Annotated in this window: 15 protein-coding genes; 8 read left to right on the top strand and 7 right to left on the bottom strand. The window is 68.1% G+C overall.

Going from position 1 to position 15,864, the window contains the following annotated elements; translation table 11 throughout:
• The first annotated feature begins 21 nt into the window (after positions 1 to 21).
• The 3 genes from ACIP1U_RS20030 to ACIP1U_RS20040 are packed head-to-tail and all read left to right on the top strand — an operon-like array spanning position 22 to position 1,986.
• Positions 22 to 816 carry a TatD family hydrolase gene (locus ACIP1U_RS20030; RefSeq protein ID WP_400318300.1) on the top strand — a complete coding sequence of 265 codons (795 nt, stop codon included), beginning with the start codon at positions 22 to 24 and terminating at the stop codon, positions 814 to 816.
• Positions 809 to 1,567, top strand: a complete 759-nt coding sequence (locus ACIP1U_RS20035; RefSeq protein ID WP_400318303.1) for an ankyrin repeat domain-containing protein — start codon at positions 809 to 811, stop codon at positions 1,565 to 1,567. Before ACIP1U_RS20030 ends, ACIP1U_RS20035 begins: the two co-directional genes overlap by 8 nt.
• 11 nt (positions 1,568 to 1,578) lie before the next feature.
• Entirely contained in the window at positions 1,579 to 1,986 is a 408-nt protein-coding gene (locus ACIP1U_RS20040; protein WP_400318306.1) for a YkvA family protein, read from the top strand.
• A gap of 37 nt (positions 1,987 to 2,023) precedes the next feature.
• On the opposite strand, the gene egtB is transcribed toward ACIP1U_RS20040, so the two are convergent.
• Both egtB and ACIP1U_RS20050 read right to left on the bottom strand, forming a co-directional pair.
• Positions 2,024 to 3,313: an ergothioneine biosynthesis protein EgtB gene (gene egtB / locus ACIP1U_RS20045; protein WP_400318309.1), complete on the bottom strand. Its 1,290-nt coding sequence runs from the start codon at positions 3,311 to 3,313 to the stop codon at positions 2,024 to 2,026.
• A 208-nt stretch (positions 3,314 to 3,521) separates the two neighbouring features.
• On the bottom strand, positions 3,522 to 4,142 hold the full coding sequence (locus tag ACIP1U_RS20050) for an FMN-dependent NADH-azoreductase (RefSeq protein WP_400318312.1): 621 nt from the start codon (positions 4,140 to 4,142) through the stop codon (positions 3,522 to 3,524).
• A 118-nt stretch (positions 4,143 to 4,260) separates the two neighbouring features.
• Here ACIP1U_RS20050 and ACIP1U_RS20055 point away from each other — a divergent pair, with 118 nt between their 5' ends.
• The 3 genes from ACIP1U_RS20055 to ACIP1U_RS20065 all read left to right on the top strand — a co-directional run bounded on the left by ACIP1U_RS20055 (position 4,261) and on the right by ACIP1U_RS20065 (position 6,514).
• Positions 4,261 to 5,208, top strand: a complete 948-nt coding sequence (locus tag ACIP1U_RS20055; RefSeq protein WP_400318315.1) for a LysR family transcriptional regulator — start codon at positions 4,261 to 4,263, stop codon at positions 5,206 to 5,208.
• Positions 5,209 to 5,427: 219 nt separating this feature from the next.
• Positions 5,428 to 5,847 (top strand): DoxX family protein, encoded by a 420-nt coding sequence (locus ACIP1U_RS20060; protein WP_400318317.1) that lies wholly within the window; start codon positions 5,428 to 5,430, stop codon positions 5,845 to 5,847.
• A gap of 49 nt (positions 5,848 to 5,896) precedes the next feature.
• The gene (locus ACIP1U_RS20065) at positions 5,897 to 6,514 is read left to right on the top strand and encodes a DUF4136 domain-containing protein (RefSeq protein ID WP_400318320.1); all 618 of its coding nucleotides are present in this window, start codon (positions 5,897 to 5,899) and stop codon (positions 6,512 to 6,514) included.
• A gap of 6 nt (positions 6,515 to 6,520) precedes the next feature.
• Here ACIP1U_RS20065 and ACIP1U_RS20070 read toward each other — a convergent pair whose 3' ends face one another.
• Entirely contained in the window at positions 6,521 to 7,753 is a 1,233-nt protein-coding gene (locus ACIP1U_RS20070; RefSeq protein ID WP_400318323.1) for an EAL domain-containing protein, read from the bottom strand.
• A gap of 237 nt (positions 7,754 to 7,990) precedes the next feature.
• On the opposite strand from ACIP1U_RS20070, the gene ACIP1U_RS20075 reads away from it, so the two are divergent.
• Together ACIP1U_RS20075 and ACIP1U_RS20080 are read left to right on the top strand one after the other, a co-directional pair.
• Positions 7,991 to 11,617: a DNA translocase FtsK 4TM domain-containing protein gene (locus tag ACIP1U_RS20075; protein ID WP_400318466.1), complete on the top strand. Its 3,627-nt coding sequence runs from the start codon at positions 7,991 to 7,993 to the stop codon at positions 11,615 to 11,617.
• Between the two features lie 26 nt (positions 11,618 to 11,643).
• Complete coding sequence (locus ACIP1U_RS20080; RefSeq protein WP_400318325.1) at positions 11,644 to 11,985, top strand: cupin domain-containing protein; 342 nt, start codon at positions 11,644 to 11,646, stop codon at positions 11,983 to 11,985.
• 239 nt (positions 11,986 to 12,224) lie between these two features.
• Here the strand turns inward: ACIP1U_RS20080 and ACIP1U_RS20085 are convergent, their stop codons facing one another.
• From ACIP1U_RS20085 to ACIP1U_RS20100, 4 genes are read right to left on the bottom strand one after another with little or no spacing between them, the layout of a single operon-like run.
• Entirely contained in the window at positions 12,225 to 12,821 is a 597-nt protein-coding gene (locus tag ACIP1U_RS20085) for a peroxidase-related enzyme (protein ID WP_400318327.1), read from the bottom strand.
• Positions 12,818 to 13,351 carry a CMD domain protein gene (locus tag ACIP1U_RS20090; RefSeq protein ID WP_400318330.1) on the bottom strand — a complete coding sequence of 178 codons (534 nt, stop codon included), beginning with the start codon at positions 13,349 to 13,351 and terminating at the stop codon, positions 12,818 to 12,820. Before ACIP1U_RS20090 ends, ACIP1U_RS20085 begins: the two co-directional genes overlap by 4 nt.
• Before the next feature lie 40 nt (positions 13,352 to 13,391).
• Positions 13,392 to 14,858, bottom strand: a complete 1,467-nt coding sequence (locus ACIP1U_RS20095; RefSeq protein ID WP_400318332.1) for an FAD-dependent oxidoreductase — start codon at positions 14,856 to 14,858, stop codon at positions 13,392 to 13,394.
• On the bottom strand, positions 14,851 to 15,861 hold the full coding sequence (locus ACIP1U_RS20100) for a LysR family transcriptional regulator (RefSeq protein WP_400318334.1): 1,011 nt from the start codon (positions 15,859 to 15,861) through the stop codon (positions 14,851 to 14,853). The genes ACIP1U_RS20095 and ACIP1U_RS20100 overlap by 8 nt, the downstream gene beginning before the upstream one ends.
• Positions 15,862 to 15,864: the final 3 nt, after the last annotated feature.

Consider the following 15,864-nt stretch of genomic DNA (forward strand, 5'->3'; position numbering starts at 1 on the left):
CGAGTAAAAAAGAGATTTCCCATGTTTGTCGATTCCCACTGCCATATCGATTTCCCCGAGCTTGCCGCGCGCCTGCCCGAACTGCTGGAAAACATGCGCGCCAACCAGGTCACGCATGCGCTGTGCATCTCGGTGACGCTGGAGGATTTTCCGCGCGTGCTGGCGCTGGCCGAGCAGCATCCCAACCTGTATGCCTCGGTCGGCGTGCATCCCGACTATGAAGAGGGGGAGGACCCATCCGTCGAGCGTCTGGTCGAGTTGTCGGCGCACCCGCGCGTGGTCGGCACCGGCGAGACCGGGCTGGACTACTACCGCCTCAACGGCCGCAGCATCGCCGACATGGAATGGCAGCGCGAACGCTTCCGCAACCATATCCGTGCCGCGCGCCAGACCGGCAAGCCGCTGATCATCCATACCCGTTCGTCCGCCGACGACACGCTGCGGCTGATGCGTGAAGAGAACGCGGGCGAGACGGGCGGCGTGATGCACTGCTTTACCGAGACCTGGGAGGTTGCCCGTCAGGCGCTGGACCAGGGCTTCCATATCTCGTTTTCCGGCATCGTCACCTTCAAGAGCGCCGCCGATCTGCAGGAGACCGCGCGCAAGGTGCCGCTCGACCGCATGCTGATCGAGACCGATTCACCCTACCTGGCGCCCGTGCCGTACCGCGGCAAGACCAACGAGCCGGCCTGGGTGCGCCACGTGGGCGAGTTCATTGCGCAACTGAGAGGGGTGCCGGTGGAGCAGGTGGCTGAGCAGACCACGGAAAATTTCTTCAACCTATTCAAGCATATCGACAGGAATGCTCATGTTTGACCTGAAATTTGTCCGTCGTGCTGCCGGCGCCGTTGTGCTGGTAGCGGCCACGCTGGCGCAGGCGGCGCCCGCCGACGATATGCGCAAGGCGGTCGAGTTCGACGACGCCAATACCGTCAAGAAGCTGCTGGCCAAGGGCGTCGATCCCAATATTGTCGACAGCCGCGGCAACCCGGCGCTGGTGCTGGCGTTGCGCGAGAAGTCGCTCAAGGTGGCAACGGTGCTGATCCGCGCCAAGGACATCGATTTCGACAAGGCCAACCCCGCGGGGGAGACTCCGCTGATGATGGCTGCGCTGCAGGGACAGCTCGACATGGTCAAGCTGATGGTCGACGAGATGGAGGCCGAGATCAACAAGACCGGCTGGACCCCGCTGCACTACGCCGCCACCAACGGCCATAACAACGTGGTCAAGTACCTGCTCGACCATGCCGCGTATATCGACGCCGAGTCGCCCAACGGCACCACGCCACTGATGATGGCCGCGCGCGCCGGCCATATCGAGACCGTCAAGCTGCTGCTGGACGAAGGCGCCGACATGCGCCTGAAGAACCAGCAGGGCATGACCGTGATCGACTTTGCCGAGCGCTACAACCAGGCCGAGATCGCCAATGGCCTGAAGTCGCGCTGGCAGAAGATGTATCCGCAGACGCCGATCGTGCCGGCGCCGCCGCTGAAGGCGCCCACCGGAACGCCGGGCGGCCAGCGTCCCGCCAATGCGCCGGCTGCGCCGCAGACCAAGGGCTGGTAAGGCGCCCCGGCATGGATGCTACGCCCGCTCCGGCCGCGCCGGGCCGACTGCGCCAGTGGGCACGGCGGCTCAAGGCCAGCCTGCTGACGCTGTGGTTCTGCAGCCGCCACCCCGGCACGCCGCGGGGCGCGCGGCTGTTGGGGGTGCTGGTGGTCGGCTATGCCTTTAGCCCGATCGACCTGATTCCCGATTTCATCCCGGTGCTGGGCTACCTCGACGATGTCGTGCTGGTGCCGCTGGGCATCTGGCTCGCTTTGCGGATGATTCCGCCCACGGTCACGGAGGAATGCCGCGGCCGCGCCGAGGCCTGGCAGGCCACCCATGCGCAACGGCCGCGCCATCGCGCGGCCGCCGTGGTCATCGTGCTGCTGTGGGGCTTGCTGGCGTGGCTGGCCTGGCGCTGGCTGACGCCGCGCTAACACGGCGCTAACGCTGAACTAACACCGGGGACAGCGCCTAGACGTCGTCCGCCAGCCGCACGCCCGTGAACTGCCAGCGCTGGTGCGGGTAGAAGAAGTTGCGGTAAGTAGCCCGGATATGCGATTCGGGCGTGACGCACGACCCGCCGCGCAACACCATCTGGCCGCTCATGAACTTGCCGTTGTACTCGCCGACGGCGCCGGCGTTCGGGCGGAAGCCGGGGTAAGGCAGGAAGGCGCTGCCGGTCCATTCCCAGACATCGCCGAACATCTGGCGCAGCACGCCCGAGGTGTTCTGCCGGTCCGGCAGCGGACGCAGCGCGCGCCCTTCGACAAAATTCCCCGTCGCCGGCAGGCTGCGCGCGGCGTGCTCCCATTCCGCCTCGGTCGGCAGCCGGCGTTCGGCCCAGCGCGCGAACGCGTCCGCCTCGTAGAAGCTGATATGGGTGACTGGGCTGTCCGGATCGACCGGATGCATGCCGCGCAGCGTCATCTGCCACCACGTGCCTTCGCGCGCTTCCCAGTACAGCGGCTCCTGGATGCCTTGCTCGCAGACCCAGCGCCAGCCGTCGGACAGCCACAGGCCGGCGGTCTGGTAGCCGCCGTCGTCGATGAACTCGAACCACTGGCGGTTGCTGACCGGGTGCGAGCACAGCGTGAACGGCTGCAGGTAGACCTTATGGCACGGCCCCTCGGAGTCAAAGGCAAAGCTCTCGCCGCGATGGCCGATCTCGACCACGCCGCCGTCGAAGCCGATCCACTCGGGCGCCGGGCGCGGATCCGCGATCACCGGCTCGGGCAGCTCCGGCGCAAAGGCCGGCCGCAGCGGATTCTGCGCAAACAGGTGCAGGATGTCGGTCAGCAACAGTTCCTGGTGCTGCTGCTCGTGCTGCAGGCCGAGCGTGATCAGCGCGGCCTCGGCGTCGGTCTGGGCACTGCCGAGCAGCGCCATCATCGATTCGTCCACGGCCTCTCGGTAGGCCAGTACCTCGTCCAGCGACGGGCGCGTCAGCAGCCCGCGCTGCGGGCGCGGATGGCGCTGGCCGGCTGCCTCGTAATAGGAGTTGAACAGGTAGCGGTAGTCCGGGTCTACCGGTTCATAGTCGGGGATGCGCGCGGCCAGCACAAATTCCTCGAAGAACCAGGTGGTGTGCGCCAGGTGCCATTTCGCCGGGCTGGCGTCGTCCATCGACTGCACGGTGGCATCGGCATCGGACAGGTCGGCCACCAGCGTCTCGGTGCTGGCGCGGACGTGGCGATACTGCGAAAGCAGGGCGGGTTCGTGCGGGGGATGGAGGGCGGCGGCGGGCAACAGGGCTGAAGTCATGCGGGCTCCCGGGGATGGATCGATCGATGACTGCAGGCGGCTGGCCGGCGCTTCCAGCTGTCTGCGCCAGCGTGCCGCCAATGGCACGCGGGGCGCCGTAGCGCCCCGATCCATCATAGACCCGATCCGTTGCCGGGGCGAGCAGGCGCCGTCCTACACGGTGCGCTGCGGCCCGCTGGCTTCAGTGAGCCATTCCCCAGTCAGCCATTCAGGCGGCCAGTCGGGTGGCGTCGTTCAGCGCCGCGACTTCGGTGCGGGCGTTGGCCAGCCCGGCTTCGCGGAACTGCGGACCCATGGCCAGGCCGTGGGCGCGCACGTAGGTGATGTCGGTGATGCCGAGGAAGCGCAGCACCACGTCGACGGTGACTTCGTGCAGGTCCAGCGTATTCGCATCCTGGCGCACGCCGCCGCGCGACGACACCACGATCACGCGCTTGCCGCCGGCCAGGCCGACCGGGCCGTTCTCGGTGTACTTGAAGGTGCGGCCAGCCTGCGCAATGCGGTCGAACCAGGCCTTGAGCTGGCTCGGGATGCCGAAGTTGTACTGCGGCACGCCCAGCACCAGCACGTCAGCGGCGAGGAATTCGGCCAGGAACTGCTCGGTGCGCTCCAACTCGGCTTGCTGCACGGCGCTCAGGCCATCCTTGGGGCCGCCCAGCACCGGCAGCAGGTTGCCCGACAGGTGCGCCGGCGCATCCTGGTCCAGGTCGCGCACGGTGACCTGGGCATCAGGGTTGGCAGCGACCAGGTCGGCCACCACGCTGGCGGTCAGGTTGCGGGAAACGGAGTTGTCGCCGAGGACGCTGGAATCGATCTGCAGGATGTTCATGTCTTTCTCCACGAAGGTGCGGTTGCGATGGAGGAAAGATACTGGCTGGCCATTGGTATCGGTAGTGAGGCAAAATGCAAATGATTGTTCTATCGATGCAACGCCACGCCAAACCGTCATGCAAGATCTCAACGACCTGTCCCTGTTCGCGCAGGTGGTGGAACACGGCAGCTTCTCGGCGGCCAGCCGTGCCACCGGCGTGCCCAAGTCGCGCCTGAGCCGGCGCATTGCGCAGCTGGAGCGCGACCTGGGTGTGCAGCTGCTGCGCCGGACCACGCGGCAGGTGCGCGTGACGCCGCTCGGCGAGTCGTTCTACGAACGTTGCCGTGCCATGCTGAACGAAGCCGAGGCCGCGCGCGAAGTGATCGAGCAGGCGCGCGAGCAGCCCGGCGGCACGCTGCGCGTGAGCTGCCCGGTGGCGATCGCGCAGATCCTGCTGGCGCCGGCTATTGGGCATTTCATGCGGGCCAACCCTGCGGTGCGGATCGAACTGGAGGCGACCAACCGGCGTGTTGACGTGATCGCGGAGGGTTTCGACCTGGCGCTGCGCGTGCGCGAGGTGATGGAAGACTCGAGCCTGGCCGTGCGCACCTTCGGCGAGAGCCAGCTGATGCTGGTGGCCAGCCCCGGGCTGCTCGACAGCATCGGCCGGCCGCGCACGCCGCAGGCGCTCGACGGCATGCCCGGCGTGGGCCAGCACCCGCACGATGGCAAGCATGTCTGGACGCTGCGCTGCAAGCCCGGCGAGACCATCCAGATCGCCTACGACCCGCGCCTGGTCACCGATGAATTCGCGTTGCTGCGCGAGGCCGCGATCGCCGGCGTGGGCGTGGCCATGCTGCCGCGCATGTACTGCCGCGATGCCATCGACAGTGGCCAGCTTGAACTGCTGCTGCCCCAATATGAGATGCCGGTCGGCACGCTGCACGCGGTATTCCCGTCGCGCAAGGGCGTCACCCCGGCGACCCGCCGCTTTCTCGATTTCCTGGGCGAAATCCTTCCTGAGTGCGCGCGCAAGGTCGGCATGGTCGAACCAAGGCAGCCGGCCATGCACAGGGTGGTCTAGCCACCGACCCGCCTGGGGTACGTGTGGCGCGATCGGCGAGCGGGCAGACGCGGCACGGATGGTGACCGCGCGGGCATCGGCGCGCCACGGGCAAGTTTGACAATTGCGGCTTTACCTTCACGCCGGCTCGCACTAAGGTACAGGGGCGGCACCCGCGCGTGAGGGTAAAGGCGCATGGGAGCCGGACCGTTCCCGTTTAACTCGGCAAGGAGAATGGCCATGGGTGGCTCTCAGGGTTCCCAGGATTTGGGCAAGGCGCTGCTGCGCATCGTGCTTGGCGTGCTGATCCTGCTGCACGGCATCGCCAAGGTGACCGGCGCATCCGGCATCGGTTTCGTGTCGAAGGTGGTCGCGGATGCGGGATTGCCGGCCTGGGTCGCCTATGGTGTCTATATCGGCGAACTGGTGGCGCCGGTCCTGCTGATCGTCGGGTTGTGGAGCCGGCTGGCGGCGATCGTCATCGCCATCAACATGCTGTTTGCGCTGTTCCTGGTGCACAGCAACGAGTTCGGCATGCTATCCAAGACCGGCGGCTGGGCGCTGGAGTTGCAGGGGATGTTCCTGGCGGCCGCGCTGGCGGTGGCGTTGCTGGGCGCCGGCAGGTTCAGCGTGGGCGGCATTAACGGTAAGCTCAACTAGCTTCCGCGGGTCTGGCGCCGGGCAGCACTGTCGCGTTCCGGTGCCGTGGATGGGCAAGGGTGCTGCGCGGACGCGTGACCGTGGCCTCTGGAGACGTATCGTGAAAATCTTCCGGCTGTCCTTTCCGCTGGTGGCGGTGGCGCTGACCGTGGCAGGCTGCGCCAGCGCTCCCGACATCAAGACCGACTACAACCGCTCGGCCAACTTCAGCGCCTACCGCAGCTTCGGCTTCGTCGAGCATCCGGGCACCGACCGGCAGGGATACGAGAGCCTGACCACCCAGTACCTGAAGGGCGCGGTACAGCGCGAGATGACCGCGCGCGGCTACCGCTACGCGCAGCAGTCGCCGGACCTGCTGGTCAACTTCAACGCGCGGTTGCAGGAAAAGGTCCAGGTCAGCCCGGCGCCGGCCCCGATGATGGGCTATTACGGCTATCGCGGCGGCCTCTATGCGCCGTGGCCCGGCTATGGTTTCTACAACGACGTCTATACCTACACCGAAGGCACGCTCAATATCGACCTGATCGATGCCCGCGAGAAGAAGCTGGTGTGGGAAGGCGTGGCGGTGGGCAGCGTGGATACCGGCGACAAGGCCGATGCGCAGCAGCGGATTGACAAGGTCGTGGGGCAGATCTTTGCCAAATACCCGTTCCGCGCGGGGCAATAGCCCGCGCTAGCCGGGGCGCGGCGCGCGCTCGATCGCCTCGGCGATAAAGGCGTCAATGGGCTTGGGCGCCGACCACAGGTAGCCCTGGCCAAGCGGGCAGCGCAGCGCGCTCAGCGCTGCGCGCTGCGCCTCCGTTTCCACCCCTTCGGCCACACATTCCAGCCCCAGGTCGCGCGCCATCGCGATCATGTGGCGGCAAATGGCTTCGCGCTGGCCATGGCCGTCGATCTGCGCGACGAAATAGCGGTCGAGCTTGAGCTGGGTGAAGGGCAAATCCGCCAGCAGCTTGAGCGTGGCGATGCCGATGCCGAAATCGTCGATCGCCACGCCGTAGCCCATCAGTCGCAGCCGGTTCAGCGCGACCGACAGCGCCACCATATCGGGCACGGGATAGCCTTCGGTCAGTTCCACCGTCAATGCGCGCGGCGACACGCCGCTGGCCGCCACCAGCGTATCCAGCTGCTCCAGCACGCCCGGCCGGCACAGGGTCTGCGCCGAGGCGTTGATGCCCAGCGTGATGTCGATGCCTGCGGCTTGCAGCCGCTGCTGTGCCGCCAGGCACTGGCGCACGACGAATTCAAGCACCGTGTCGGCGGCATCCAGCGCTTCCAGGCGCGGGATAAAGGCATCGGGCCGCAGCAGCCCGTGGAGCGGATGGCGCCAGCGCACCAGCGCCTCGGCGCCGGCCAGCCGGCCGCTGGCAAGATCGTGCTGCGGCTGCAGCATCACCAGCAGGCCGTCGCCCGAGCGCGCCGCCGCCATCAGCTCCGCATCGCCGGGCAACCAGGGGGGCGTGGGTGCGCCATCGTTTGCGTCATCGTCCGGGCCGGGCACCAGAGCGGCGGCCAGGATTTCTTCCACGGCATCGCGCGAGAGCGGCTTGCGCAATGCATGCACGCGCGCAATGCCCGCGGCATGCGCCAGGCTCCGGTTCGATTCCAGGATGTCTTCGGCCAGCGCGGTCACCCAGACCCAGACCGGCGGTGCCGCGGCAAACGCCTGCGCGCCGCGGCGATGCAGTTCGGCGATCAGTTCCGGCCCATTGCCGCCGGGCATCTCGATGTCGCACAGCACGGCGTCGAACGGCTGGCGCCCGAGCAACTCGGCGGCCTGCATGCCGCTCTCTGCCGACACCACGGTCTGCACCCCCAATTGCAGCAGCAGTCGCTCGGCCGCGAGCCGCTGGAACGGATGGTCTTCGACAACAAGGATGCGCAGGGCAGCGTAACGGATCGGCATGGGAGGGGAGGGAGCGGCGAGCGCATCGGGGCATGGTAGCGCGGCATCAGTGCGCCGGCCAGCAGTGGGGCGAGCATGACGGCCAGCGCTGCGGATTTGTCGCCATGACGCAGCGAAAGCAGCGACAAGAACCGGCGAAACGCGCTGCGTTACGAATATTTGCGCTTTCCGATTCAATGACCCGTTGCCATACCCGCTACAATCGCTGCCCGTAGTTTTGAACATGGCATGTCGATAATGGGTTTGGGCTGGTTCGGATTCTCGACTTTCTGGGTGGTGCCGCTGGTCTGGCGCATGGCTGGGCGCTGGCTTGCCGGCGATCGCCGGCTGGCCGGGCCGGGCTCGCTGCGTACCTGGCTCGGTACGTTGGCCGTGCTATGTGCCAGCGCCTGCCTCGAGGCGCTCACCGGAGGGGCCGACCCGGAGTCCACCGCGGGCGGTTCCGCCGGCCGCGCGCTTGCCGGCATGTTCGGCAACCTGCTCGGCTGGACCGGTGCCTTGCTGCTGATGCTGGGCGTGCTGGCGCTGGTGGCGCCGATGGTGTTCGGCGAAACGTGGCGCAGCCTGTTCGCGCGCAAGCCTCGCCGCGCAGCGGCCTCTGATACCCCGGTAGACGACCCGGCACCTGCGTTCACCAACCCCTTCGCCAATACCTCCACGCCGCAGGCGCCGCGCGACGCGGAGCGCCGCGAGGCCGCCACCGGCGCCCAGGGCAACTGGAGCGCGCCGCCCCAGCGCCACCGCAGTTTCGAAGCGGTTTCGGCGCGGCGCCAGCCCGCCTGGCAGCCGCCGCGGCGTACCCGTGAATCGCCGCCGCAGCCGGGTGAGATCTGGCTGCAAGCTGCCGATGCGCCTGCGGCGGGCAAGACCGTGCGCGCCGCGGGACCCTCCGCTGCGGCGGGTGCGGCCCAGGCCGTTGCGCAGGCGGCGCCGGTGCCAAGGCCCGCACCGGCGCAGGCTGCGGCGCCACGCAAGCCCGCAGCGGCCGCAGCACCGGCAGCAGCGGCAGCAGCGGCTGCAGCGGCTGCAGCGGCTGCACGTCCTGCGCACCCTCCGCGCGCGACCGTGGTCAGCAGCCCGTTCCGGCAACCCCAGCCTCTGGTGCGCTCGTCAATCACGACATTACCGGATTCGCAGGCCAAGGCGGCGCCGACGACGCCATCGGCGCCGTCGGCGGCCCTCGCGCCTGCCGGCGTGGCTGCGCCTGGCGCTGCGGCCATCGTCGTCCAGGCAGCGGTCGAACCGGCGATTGCGATTGCCATCGCCGAGCCGGCGGTGCCGGACACCCCGGTGGCCGAGGTCGACACGACTGTCGCAGCTGACGCGGTTGTGATCGAGCCCGACGCTTCGGTGCCGCTTGCGGCGCCGGAGGAGACGGCTGCGCTGCCAATCATCAACAAGGACATTGCCGAAACCGATGCCTTCACGCTGGCAGCGATCCGGCAGGAAGCGCTGGACCTGTTGGCCGAATTGCAGGCGCTGGCGGGCAAGGCTAGCGCGCAGCCCGCGTCCATCCCGGAAATCGCCGAGGCCGCTGGAAGCCATGCAACCCCGCCGGCATTAGGCGGCGTTGCCGTCGCGACGGCTGCGGCGGCCGAAATCGATGCTGCGCCGAAGGCTGAAGCAGACGGCCTGGTCCAACCAGACGAAACACAGCCGGAAAGCCAGCCAGTGGGCGCACTGCAAGCTGACGACACTCACGATGCCGGTGCCGTGGCACAGGCCGTCGCTACCTCGGCGATGGAGGAGGGGAGCGGAGCTGCACCGGCTTCAACCGAACCTGCCGCCGACCGGGACACGGAAACGCTGATGGACGGTAACGGCCTGGTCGGCGAAGCCGTAGTCGATAGAGAAACAGGCGAACCTGCTGCCGAGGCGGAGGTCGTCGAGGCCGTTGAAGCCGCCGCGGTTCTGGAGTCGGCTGACTTTGTCGAGTTGGCTGAGGTTGAGCCAGCTAAAACGGTAGAGGCGGCAGTTGAGGCGGTAGAGGCGGTAGAGGCAGTAGAGGCAGTAGAGGTAGTAGAGGTAGTAGAGGCAGTAGAGGCAGTAGAGGCAGTAGAGGCAGTAGAGGCAGTAGAAGCGGTAGAAGCGGTAGAAGCGGTAGAAGCAATCGAGTTAACTGAGGCTATCGAGCCTGAGGAAGACGCAGCGGCCGCCGCGGTCGAGGTGGCAGCAGAACCTGCGGAAGCAACGTCTGCATCCGAGCTCGCAACGCCCGAGTCCGCAACACCCGAGATCACCGCGCCCGCGATCGCCGCGCCCGTGGCCAAGCCCCGCATCGTCCTGCCGGCCGTGGTCGGCCGCACGGTGCCGCTGGCCATGAGCCAGCCCGCTCCCGCTCCCGCACCGGTTCCCGAGCCGCCAGCGCCCCGCCCGCCGGTCGACTACCGCCTGCCGCCCGCCGACCTGCTGGAAAACCAGCTCGACAGCGGCGAACAGGTGTCGGAAGAGCGCCTTTGTGAAACTGGTGAACTGATCGCGCAGCGCCTGGCCGAGTTCAAGGTACCCGTCGCGGTGGTCGGCGCCGATGCCGGCCCGGTCATCACGCGCTTCGAGGTAGAGCCCGCCATGGGCGTGCGCGGCGCACAAGTCGTGGGCCTGATGAAGGACCTGGCCCGCGCGCTCGGCGTGACCTCGATCCGTGTGGTCGAGACCATCCCGGGCAAGACCTGCATGGGCCTGGAGCTGCCCAACGCGCGCCGGCAGATGATCCGGCTGTCCGAGATCGTCCAGGCCGCCTCGTTCCAGGCGCACCACTCGCGCCTGGTGCTGGCGATGGGCAAGGACATCACCGGCAACCCGGTGGTCACCGACCTGGCGCGCGCGCCGCACCTGCTGGTGGCCGGTACCACCGGCTCGGGCAAGTCGGTCGCGGTCAACGCAATGATCTTGTCGATGCTGTACAAGGCCACGCCGGAAGACGTGCGCCTGATCATGATCGACCCCAAGATGCTCGAGTTGTCGGTCTACGAGGGCATCCCGCACCTGCTCTCGCCGGTGGTCACCGACATGAAGCAGGCCGCGCACGCGCTCAACTGGTGCGTCGGCGAGATGGAAAAGCGCTACAAGCTGATGTCGGCACTGGGCGTGCGTAACCTGGCCGGCTACAACCAGAAGATCCGCGCTGCCGAAGCTGCGGAGCGCAAGGTGCCCAACCCGTTCTCTCTGACGCCGGACGCGCCCGAGCCGCTGTCGCGGCTGCCGATGATCGTGGTGGTGATCGACGAGCTGGCTGACCTGATGATGGTCGCCGGCAAGAAGATCGAAGAATTGATCGCACGCCTGGCCCAGAAGGCCCGCGCCGCCGGTATCCATTTGATCCTGGCGACACAGCGCCCGTCGGTAGACGTGATCACCGGGCTGATCAAGGCCAATATCCCGACGCGCGTCGCGTTCCAGGTTTCGTCGAAGATCGATTCGCGCACCATCCTCGACCAGATGGGCGCCGAAAGCCTGCTGGGGCAGGGCGACATGTTGTTCCTGCCGCCGGGCACCGGCTACCCGCAGCGCGTGCATGGCGCCTTCGTCGCCGACGAGGAAGTGCACCGTGTGGTGGAGCACTGGAAACAGTTTGGCGAGCCGGACTACGATGAAGCCATCCTGGCCGGCGACCCGGCCGAGGCCAGCAGCGCCGACCTGCTCGGCGAAGGCGGCGGCGATGGCGAAGCCGACCCGCTGTACGACGAAGCCGCGTCCTTCGTGCTGACCAGCCGGCGTGCCTCGATCTCGGCGGTGCAGCGGCAGCTGCGTATCGGCTACAACCGCGCGGCGCGTTTGATCGAGCAGATGGAAGTCGCCGGGCTGGTATCGCCGATGGGTCGCAACGGTGCGCGCGACGTGCTGGCGCCGGGGCCGGCGGAATAACGCAACGTTACCTTCGGGAGGCGGTGATGGTGCTCGAGCATGGAAGCTTGCTGGCCGACGTGCCGGTGAACCTGGCGGAAGAAGTGTTCCAGCCGCTGCTGGCGCGGCCTGGCCTGAAGATCGAGCGGATCGTCTCCAACGGGCAGGCCAGCCCGGAAGGGTTCTGGTACGACAGCGCGGAAGCCGAGTGGGTGCTGCTGGTCAGCGGCAGTGCTGCGCTGGAAATCGAGGGTAAAGAAGGCCGGCATGTGATGCGGCCCGGCGACTGGCTGCACTTGCCTGCGCAATGCCGGCATCGCGTGGCGTGGACTGACGAAGGGCAGCCGACGGTCTGGTTGGCGGTGCATTACGAGGGCGTCGGCAACTAAGCTGTGGCTCCCCTCTCCCGCGCGCGGGAGAGGGGCAGGGGAGAGGGCGGGAGTCTCCACGGAGTGAACCGGATCAGTACTGCCACCGCCGGCCCTCTCCCCCGGCCCCTCTCCCGCAAGCGGGAGAGGGGAGGAACACTCGGTTTGCCCCGTGCGTATACTGTGCGCCAGAGCCCTCGGCTCTCGGCTCTCGGCTCTCGGCTCTCGGCTCTCAGCTCTCAGCTCTCAGCGCTCAGCGCTCAGCTCTCAGCCTGATCCGGAAACACCGGCTCCCCAAGATTCAACATCAACCGGTTCGCCCACGCAAAGATTGCGACTGAGTGGATCAGGTCGAGGATCTCGGCATCCGTCACCCCCGCATCGCGCAGCGGCTTGAGCTGCGCCGCGGTCACCGCCGCCGGCCGCTCCGTCAGCGCGATCGAGAACTGCGCGATCGCCTTTTCCCGGTCGGTAGTGCCGGCAGTGCGCGGATCCTCGAACACTTCCTTGATCACGTCGTTGCGCTTGGCCAGCTGCTCGAACCGCTGCGCATGCACCGATGCGCAATACACGCAGCCATTGATGCGCGACACCACCGTGGTGGCCAGCTCGCGCTCGGCGCGCGGCATGCCGCCGGGCGCGTACATGATGGCGTTGAAGGCAGTGGAGCGCTGGCGCAGGATCTCGGGTTGGTGCACCAGGAAGCGGTAATAGTCCTGCACCTTGGCCTTGGGATGACTTTCTTCCAGCACGGCGATCTGCTCGGGCGTGGCCTGGTCCAGTTCGACGATATCGAGCCAGGCCTTCCAGTCCAGCACTTCGTTGGTAAAGCCGTGGGATTGGATGATCTCGCTCATGCCTGGGCTCCTGCGGTGTCGTTCAATGCTTTCAAGGCGTCCAGGCCGGCTACCAGCCGAACCTGGTACGACAGGAAGGCAATCAGCTGCGCCAGCGTGACCACGGCGGGCGTGCTCAGGCCCGCTGCGGGCAGCGCCTGCAGCGCGGCCTTGTCGCCTTCGACAGGCTTTTCGATCAGCGTGCGGGTGAACACCAGCATCGCGCGCAGGCGCGGCTCGGCGATGTCCTGAGGCTGGCCTTCGGCGGCGGCGCGCACGTGCGCGGCATCGGCGCCGAGTTGTTCCAGCCGCGCGCGATAGTGCGCCGCCAGCGCCGCGGACGGCGTCAGGCGCGCCGCGTACAGCGCGACCAGCAGGCGCTCTTCGAGCGACAGGCCGGGCAGGGCCGGGTCGAACAGGGCGTCATGGCTGCCCTGGGTAGCGGCCACGACCTTGTCGCGCCGGTGGCGCAGCGCATGGGTGGCGCTGTGGGGCGCCAGGCCAGTGAGCTGGTCGATCAGGTCGACCGCGGGGGCGGAGGTCTGGGTCATCGGACTCTCTTGGTTCGGGTGTCGGTTCAAAGGATTACGGTCAGGCTTGCGCGATGCGCTGTGCCGGCAGCAGCGCCGGGGTCCATTCGTCGCCGAAGATTTCCGGTTCGGCAAAGGCCTGCAGCGCGGCGTAGTGCAGCTCGACGTCTTCCTGGTACAGCAGCGCGGCGATGCCCTGCCCGAGCCGGCGTGCGCCGTCGCTGATCGCCGGGATATCGCCGGAAATGGTGCCGTGGGACAGCGCTGCCGGGTAGCAGAAGCAGTGGATGCGCGACAGGCCCGGGCACGCGCCCGGGGATTTTTCCTGGAACTCAAACGATTCGCCCAGATCCGGCGAATCGGACAGCTCGCGATCTTCCTGGCCCGCCGGTGGCACATAGCGGTCTCGCCAGTAGCGGATATGCGGGGCAAAGGCGGAAAATTCCGCCCGAGTTTCCAGGTCGATCCGGAACCCAGTCGAGAAGATGAGGAAATCCAGCTCGAAGGTGCCCCGCTGCGTACCGATATGCAGCGCGTCGCCACGGATTTCGACCGATTCCAGCGCCACGCCCAGATTGAAATGCGCATTGTCGTGGCGCGACACCCGCAGCGTGCTGCCGCGCGGCGGCGGCACCTGCTCCGCGTTGATGTAATGGCGCAGCCGCCATTTCCAGGCATCCGGCAGGCCATAGTGGCCGTGCGTCAGCCCCGGGTTGCCGGCACCCTTGCTCTTGTTGACGCGCGGGATGTCCTCGCGCCGCACCAGCATCTCCACGCTGGCCGCGCCGGCTTCGAGCGCGGTGGCGGCGCTGTCCATCGCCGATGCACCGGCGCCGACCACGCCCACGCGCTTGCCGCGCAGGGTGGCGTAATCCATCTCGTCGGACGAGTGCGCCCACAGGTGGCGCGGCAGCGCCTCCGCCAGCGGCGGCACGTAGGCGCCGCCGAGGCCGTCGCGGCCGGTCGCCAGCACCACGCGGCGCGCGAGGACAGTCAGCGGGCCCTCGGGGGACTGCATGGACAGCGACACCAGGCCATCGGCGCGCGGCACGATCTGTTCGACGCGGTGCTCGTTGCGGATATCGAGGTCCAGCACCTTCCGGTACCAGCGCAGGTAGTCCATCCATTGCAGCCTCGGGATCTTGTCCAGCACCTGCCACGCGTCTTCACCGAACTGCGCCTCGAACCAGGCGCGGAAGGTCAGCGCCGGCAAGCCCAGCGCGGGGCCGATCAGCTGCTTGGGAGAGCGCAGCGTTTCCATGCGCGCCGTGGTGGCCCATGGGCCTTCGAAGCCTGCCGGCGCGCGGTCGAAGGCGCGCACGCGGATGCCAAGCTGCGCCAGCGTGGCGCTGGCCGCCAGGCCGGCCATGCCGCCGCCGATCACGGCGACGTCAAGCACGTCACGGCCGTCGTGGGTTCTCGGCATGGTCCACGGCTTGGCGGGCAGTTCCAGCCAGGACAGATCCTGGCGCAGGCGTGCCTCGAGGGCGGGCAGGCCGGCGGGGGTGGAATCGGTGAGGTCAGTCATGGCTGGGAAGGTCGGTGTCCGGTGAAAACAAGTCGGTGCCAGCGCCGGTGTCGCCGTACAGCGATTGCAGCAGCGCGCCGTGCTCGGTCGGGTCGCGCAGCAGCAGGTCTGGCAGCAGCGCCGCGGCGGCGTCGGCCACCGCTTGCACCAGCGCCAGCACGGCGGTGCTGGCCGGGCGCGCCTGCGGCGTAATGACGCCGAAGTAGAACGGGATATCCGCGTCGATCGGGCGCACCGCGATGTCGGTCAAAGGCAGCCCGCGCGCGGTCACGGGCTCCAGCAGCGCAACGCCAAGGCCGGCGCGGACCAGCGTCAGCGCGTTGATCGAGGTGTTGGTGTCGATCACGCCGGCAGCCGGCACGCCCGCACTGGCCAGCGCCCGGTCCACGCGGCGGCGCAACCGGTAGGGGTTCAACATGGTGACGATGCGGCGCGCGCGGCAATCCTGCAATGAAATCGCTGCCTGTGCCGCGAGCGGATCGTCGTCGCGAACCGCCGCCACGCATGCCGACTGGCCGATCCAGTGCACGGTCACGCCGCGGTGTTCCAGCGGCAGGCTGTTCAGCCCGATGTCGGCGGCGCCGGTCAGCACGGCATGGACCACCTGTTCAGGCGATACGCCTTGCACGGCCACGCGTTCCGGCGCGCACAGGCCGCGCTCGAACGCCAGCGCCAGCGCGGGCGGCAGCAGGCCGGCGGCCAGTGCCGGCGTGGCCGCGATGCGCAGTGGCCGGCCGTCGCCGCGCGCCAGCGCCGCGGCCCGGTTGCGGATCTGCTGCATGCCGGCCAGCGTCTGCTCGACTTCGTCGTAGAGGAGGAAACCCTGTTCCGTCGGACTGACGCGCGGGCCGCTACGGGTAAACAGTGCAAAGCCGAGTTCGGCCTCCAGCTCCTGGATCAGGCGGGTGATAGCCGGCTGCGAGCGGCCGAGCAGGCGGCCCGCGGCGGTGACGCTGCCGGTGGTCACGACGGCGGCGAAGGCTTCCAGTTGCCGGATTTCCATTGG

Source organism: Cupriavidus sp. NPDC089707, assembly GCF_044748965.1.
GTDB lineage: Bacteria > Pseudomonadota > Gammaproteobacteria > Burkholderiales > Burkholderiaceae > Cupriavidus.

Coding starts and splice junctions, on each gene's coding strand:
- ACIP1U_RS20070 (WP_400318323.1), bottom strand. CDS start 7,753: ATGCCGATCCGTTACGCTGCCCTGCGCATCCTTGTTGTCGAAGACCAT.
- ACIP1U_RS20085 (WP_400318327.1), bottom strand. CDS start 12,821: ATGAGCGAGATCATCCAATCCCACGGCTTTACCAACGAAGTGCTGGAC.
- ACIP1U_RS20050 (WP_400318312.1), bottom strand. CDS start 4,142: ATGAACATCCTGCAGATCGATTCCAGCGTCCTCGGCGACAACTCCGTT.
- ACIP1U_RS20040 (WP_400318306.1), top strand. CDS start 1,579: ATGGATGCTACGCCCGCTCCGGCCGCGCCGGGCCGACTGCGCCAGTGG.
- ACIP1U_RS20030 (WP_400318300.1), top strand. CDS start 22: ATGTTTGTCGATTCCCACTGCCATATCGATTTCCCCGAGCTTGCCGCG.
- ACIP1U_RS20090 (WP_400318330.1), bottom strand. CDS start 13,351: ATGACCCAGACCTCCGCCCCCGCGGTCGACCTGATCGACCAGCTCACT.
- ACIP1U_RS20080 (WP_400318325.1), top strand. CDS start 11,644: ATGGTGCTCGAGCATGGAAGCTTGCTGGCCGACGTGCCGGTGAACCTG.
- ACIP1U_RS20055 (WP_400318315.1), top strand. CDS start 4,261: ATGCAAGATCTCAACGACCTGTCCCTGTTCGCGCAGGTGGTGGAACAC.
- ACIP1U_RS20100 (WP_400318334.1), bottom strand. CDS start 15,861: ATGGAAATCCGGCAACTGGAAGCCTTCGCCGCCGTCGTGACCACCGGC.
- ACIP1U_RS20060 (WP_400318317.1), top strand. CDS start 5,428: ATGGGTGGCTCTCAGGGTTCCCAGGATTTGGGCAAGGCGCTGCTGCGC.
- ACIP1U_RS20035 (WP_400318303.1), top strand. CDS start 809: ATGTTTGACCTGAAATTTGTCCGTCGTGCTGCCGGCGCCGTTGTGCTG.
- egtB (WP_400318309.1), bottom strand. CDS start 3,313: ATGACTTCAGCCCTGTTGCCCGCCGCCGCCCTCCATCCCCCGCACGAA.
- ACIP1U_RS20075 (WP_400318466.1), top strand. CDS start 7,991: ATGGGTTTGGGCTGGTTCGGATTCTCGACTTTCTGGGTGGTGCCGCTG.
- ACIP1U_RS20065 (WP_400318320.1), top strand. CDS start 5,897: ATGGGCAAGGGTGCTGCGCGGACGCGTGACCGTGGCCTCTGGAGACGT.
- ACIP1U_RS20095 (WP_400318332.1), bottom strand. CDS start 14,858: ATGACTGACCTCACCGATTCCACCCCCGCCGGCCTGCCCGCCCTCGAG.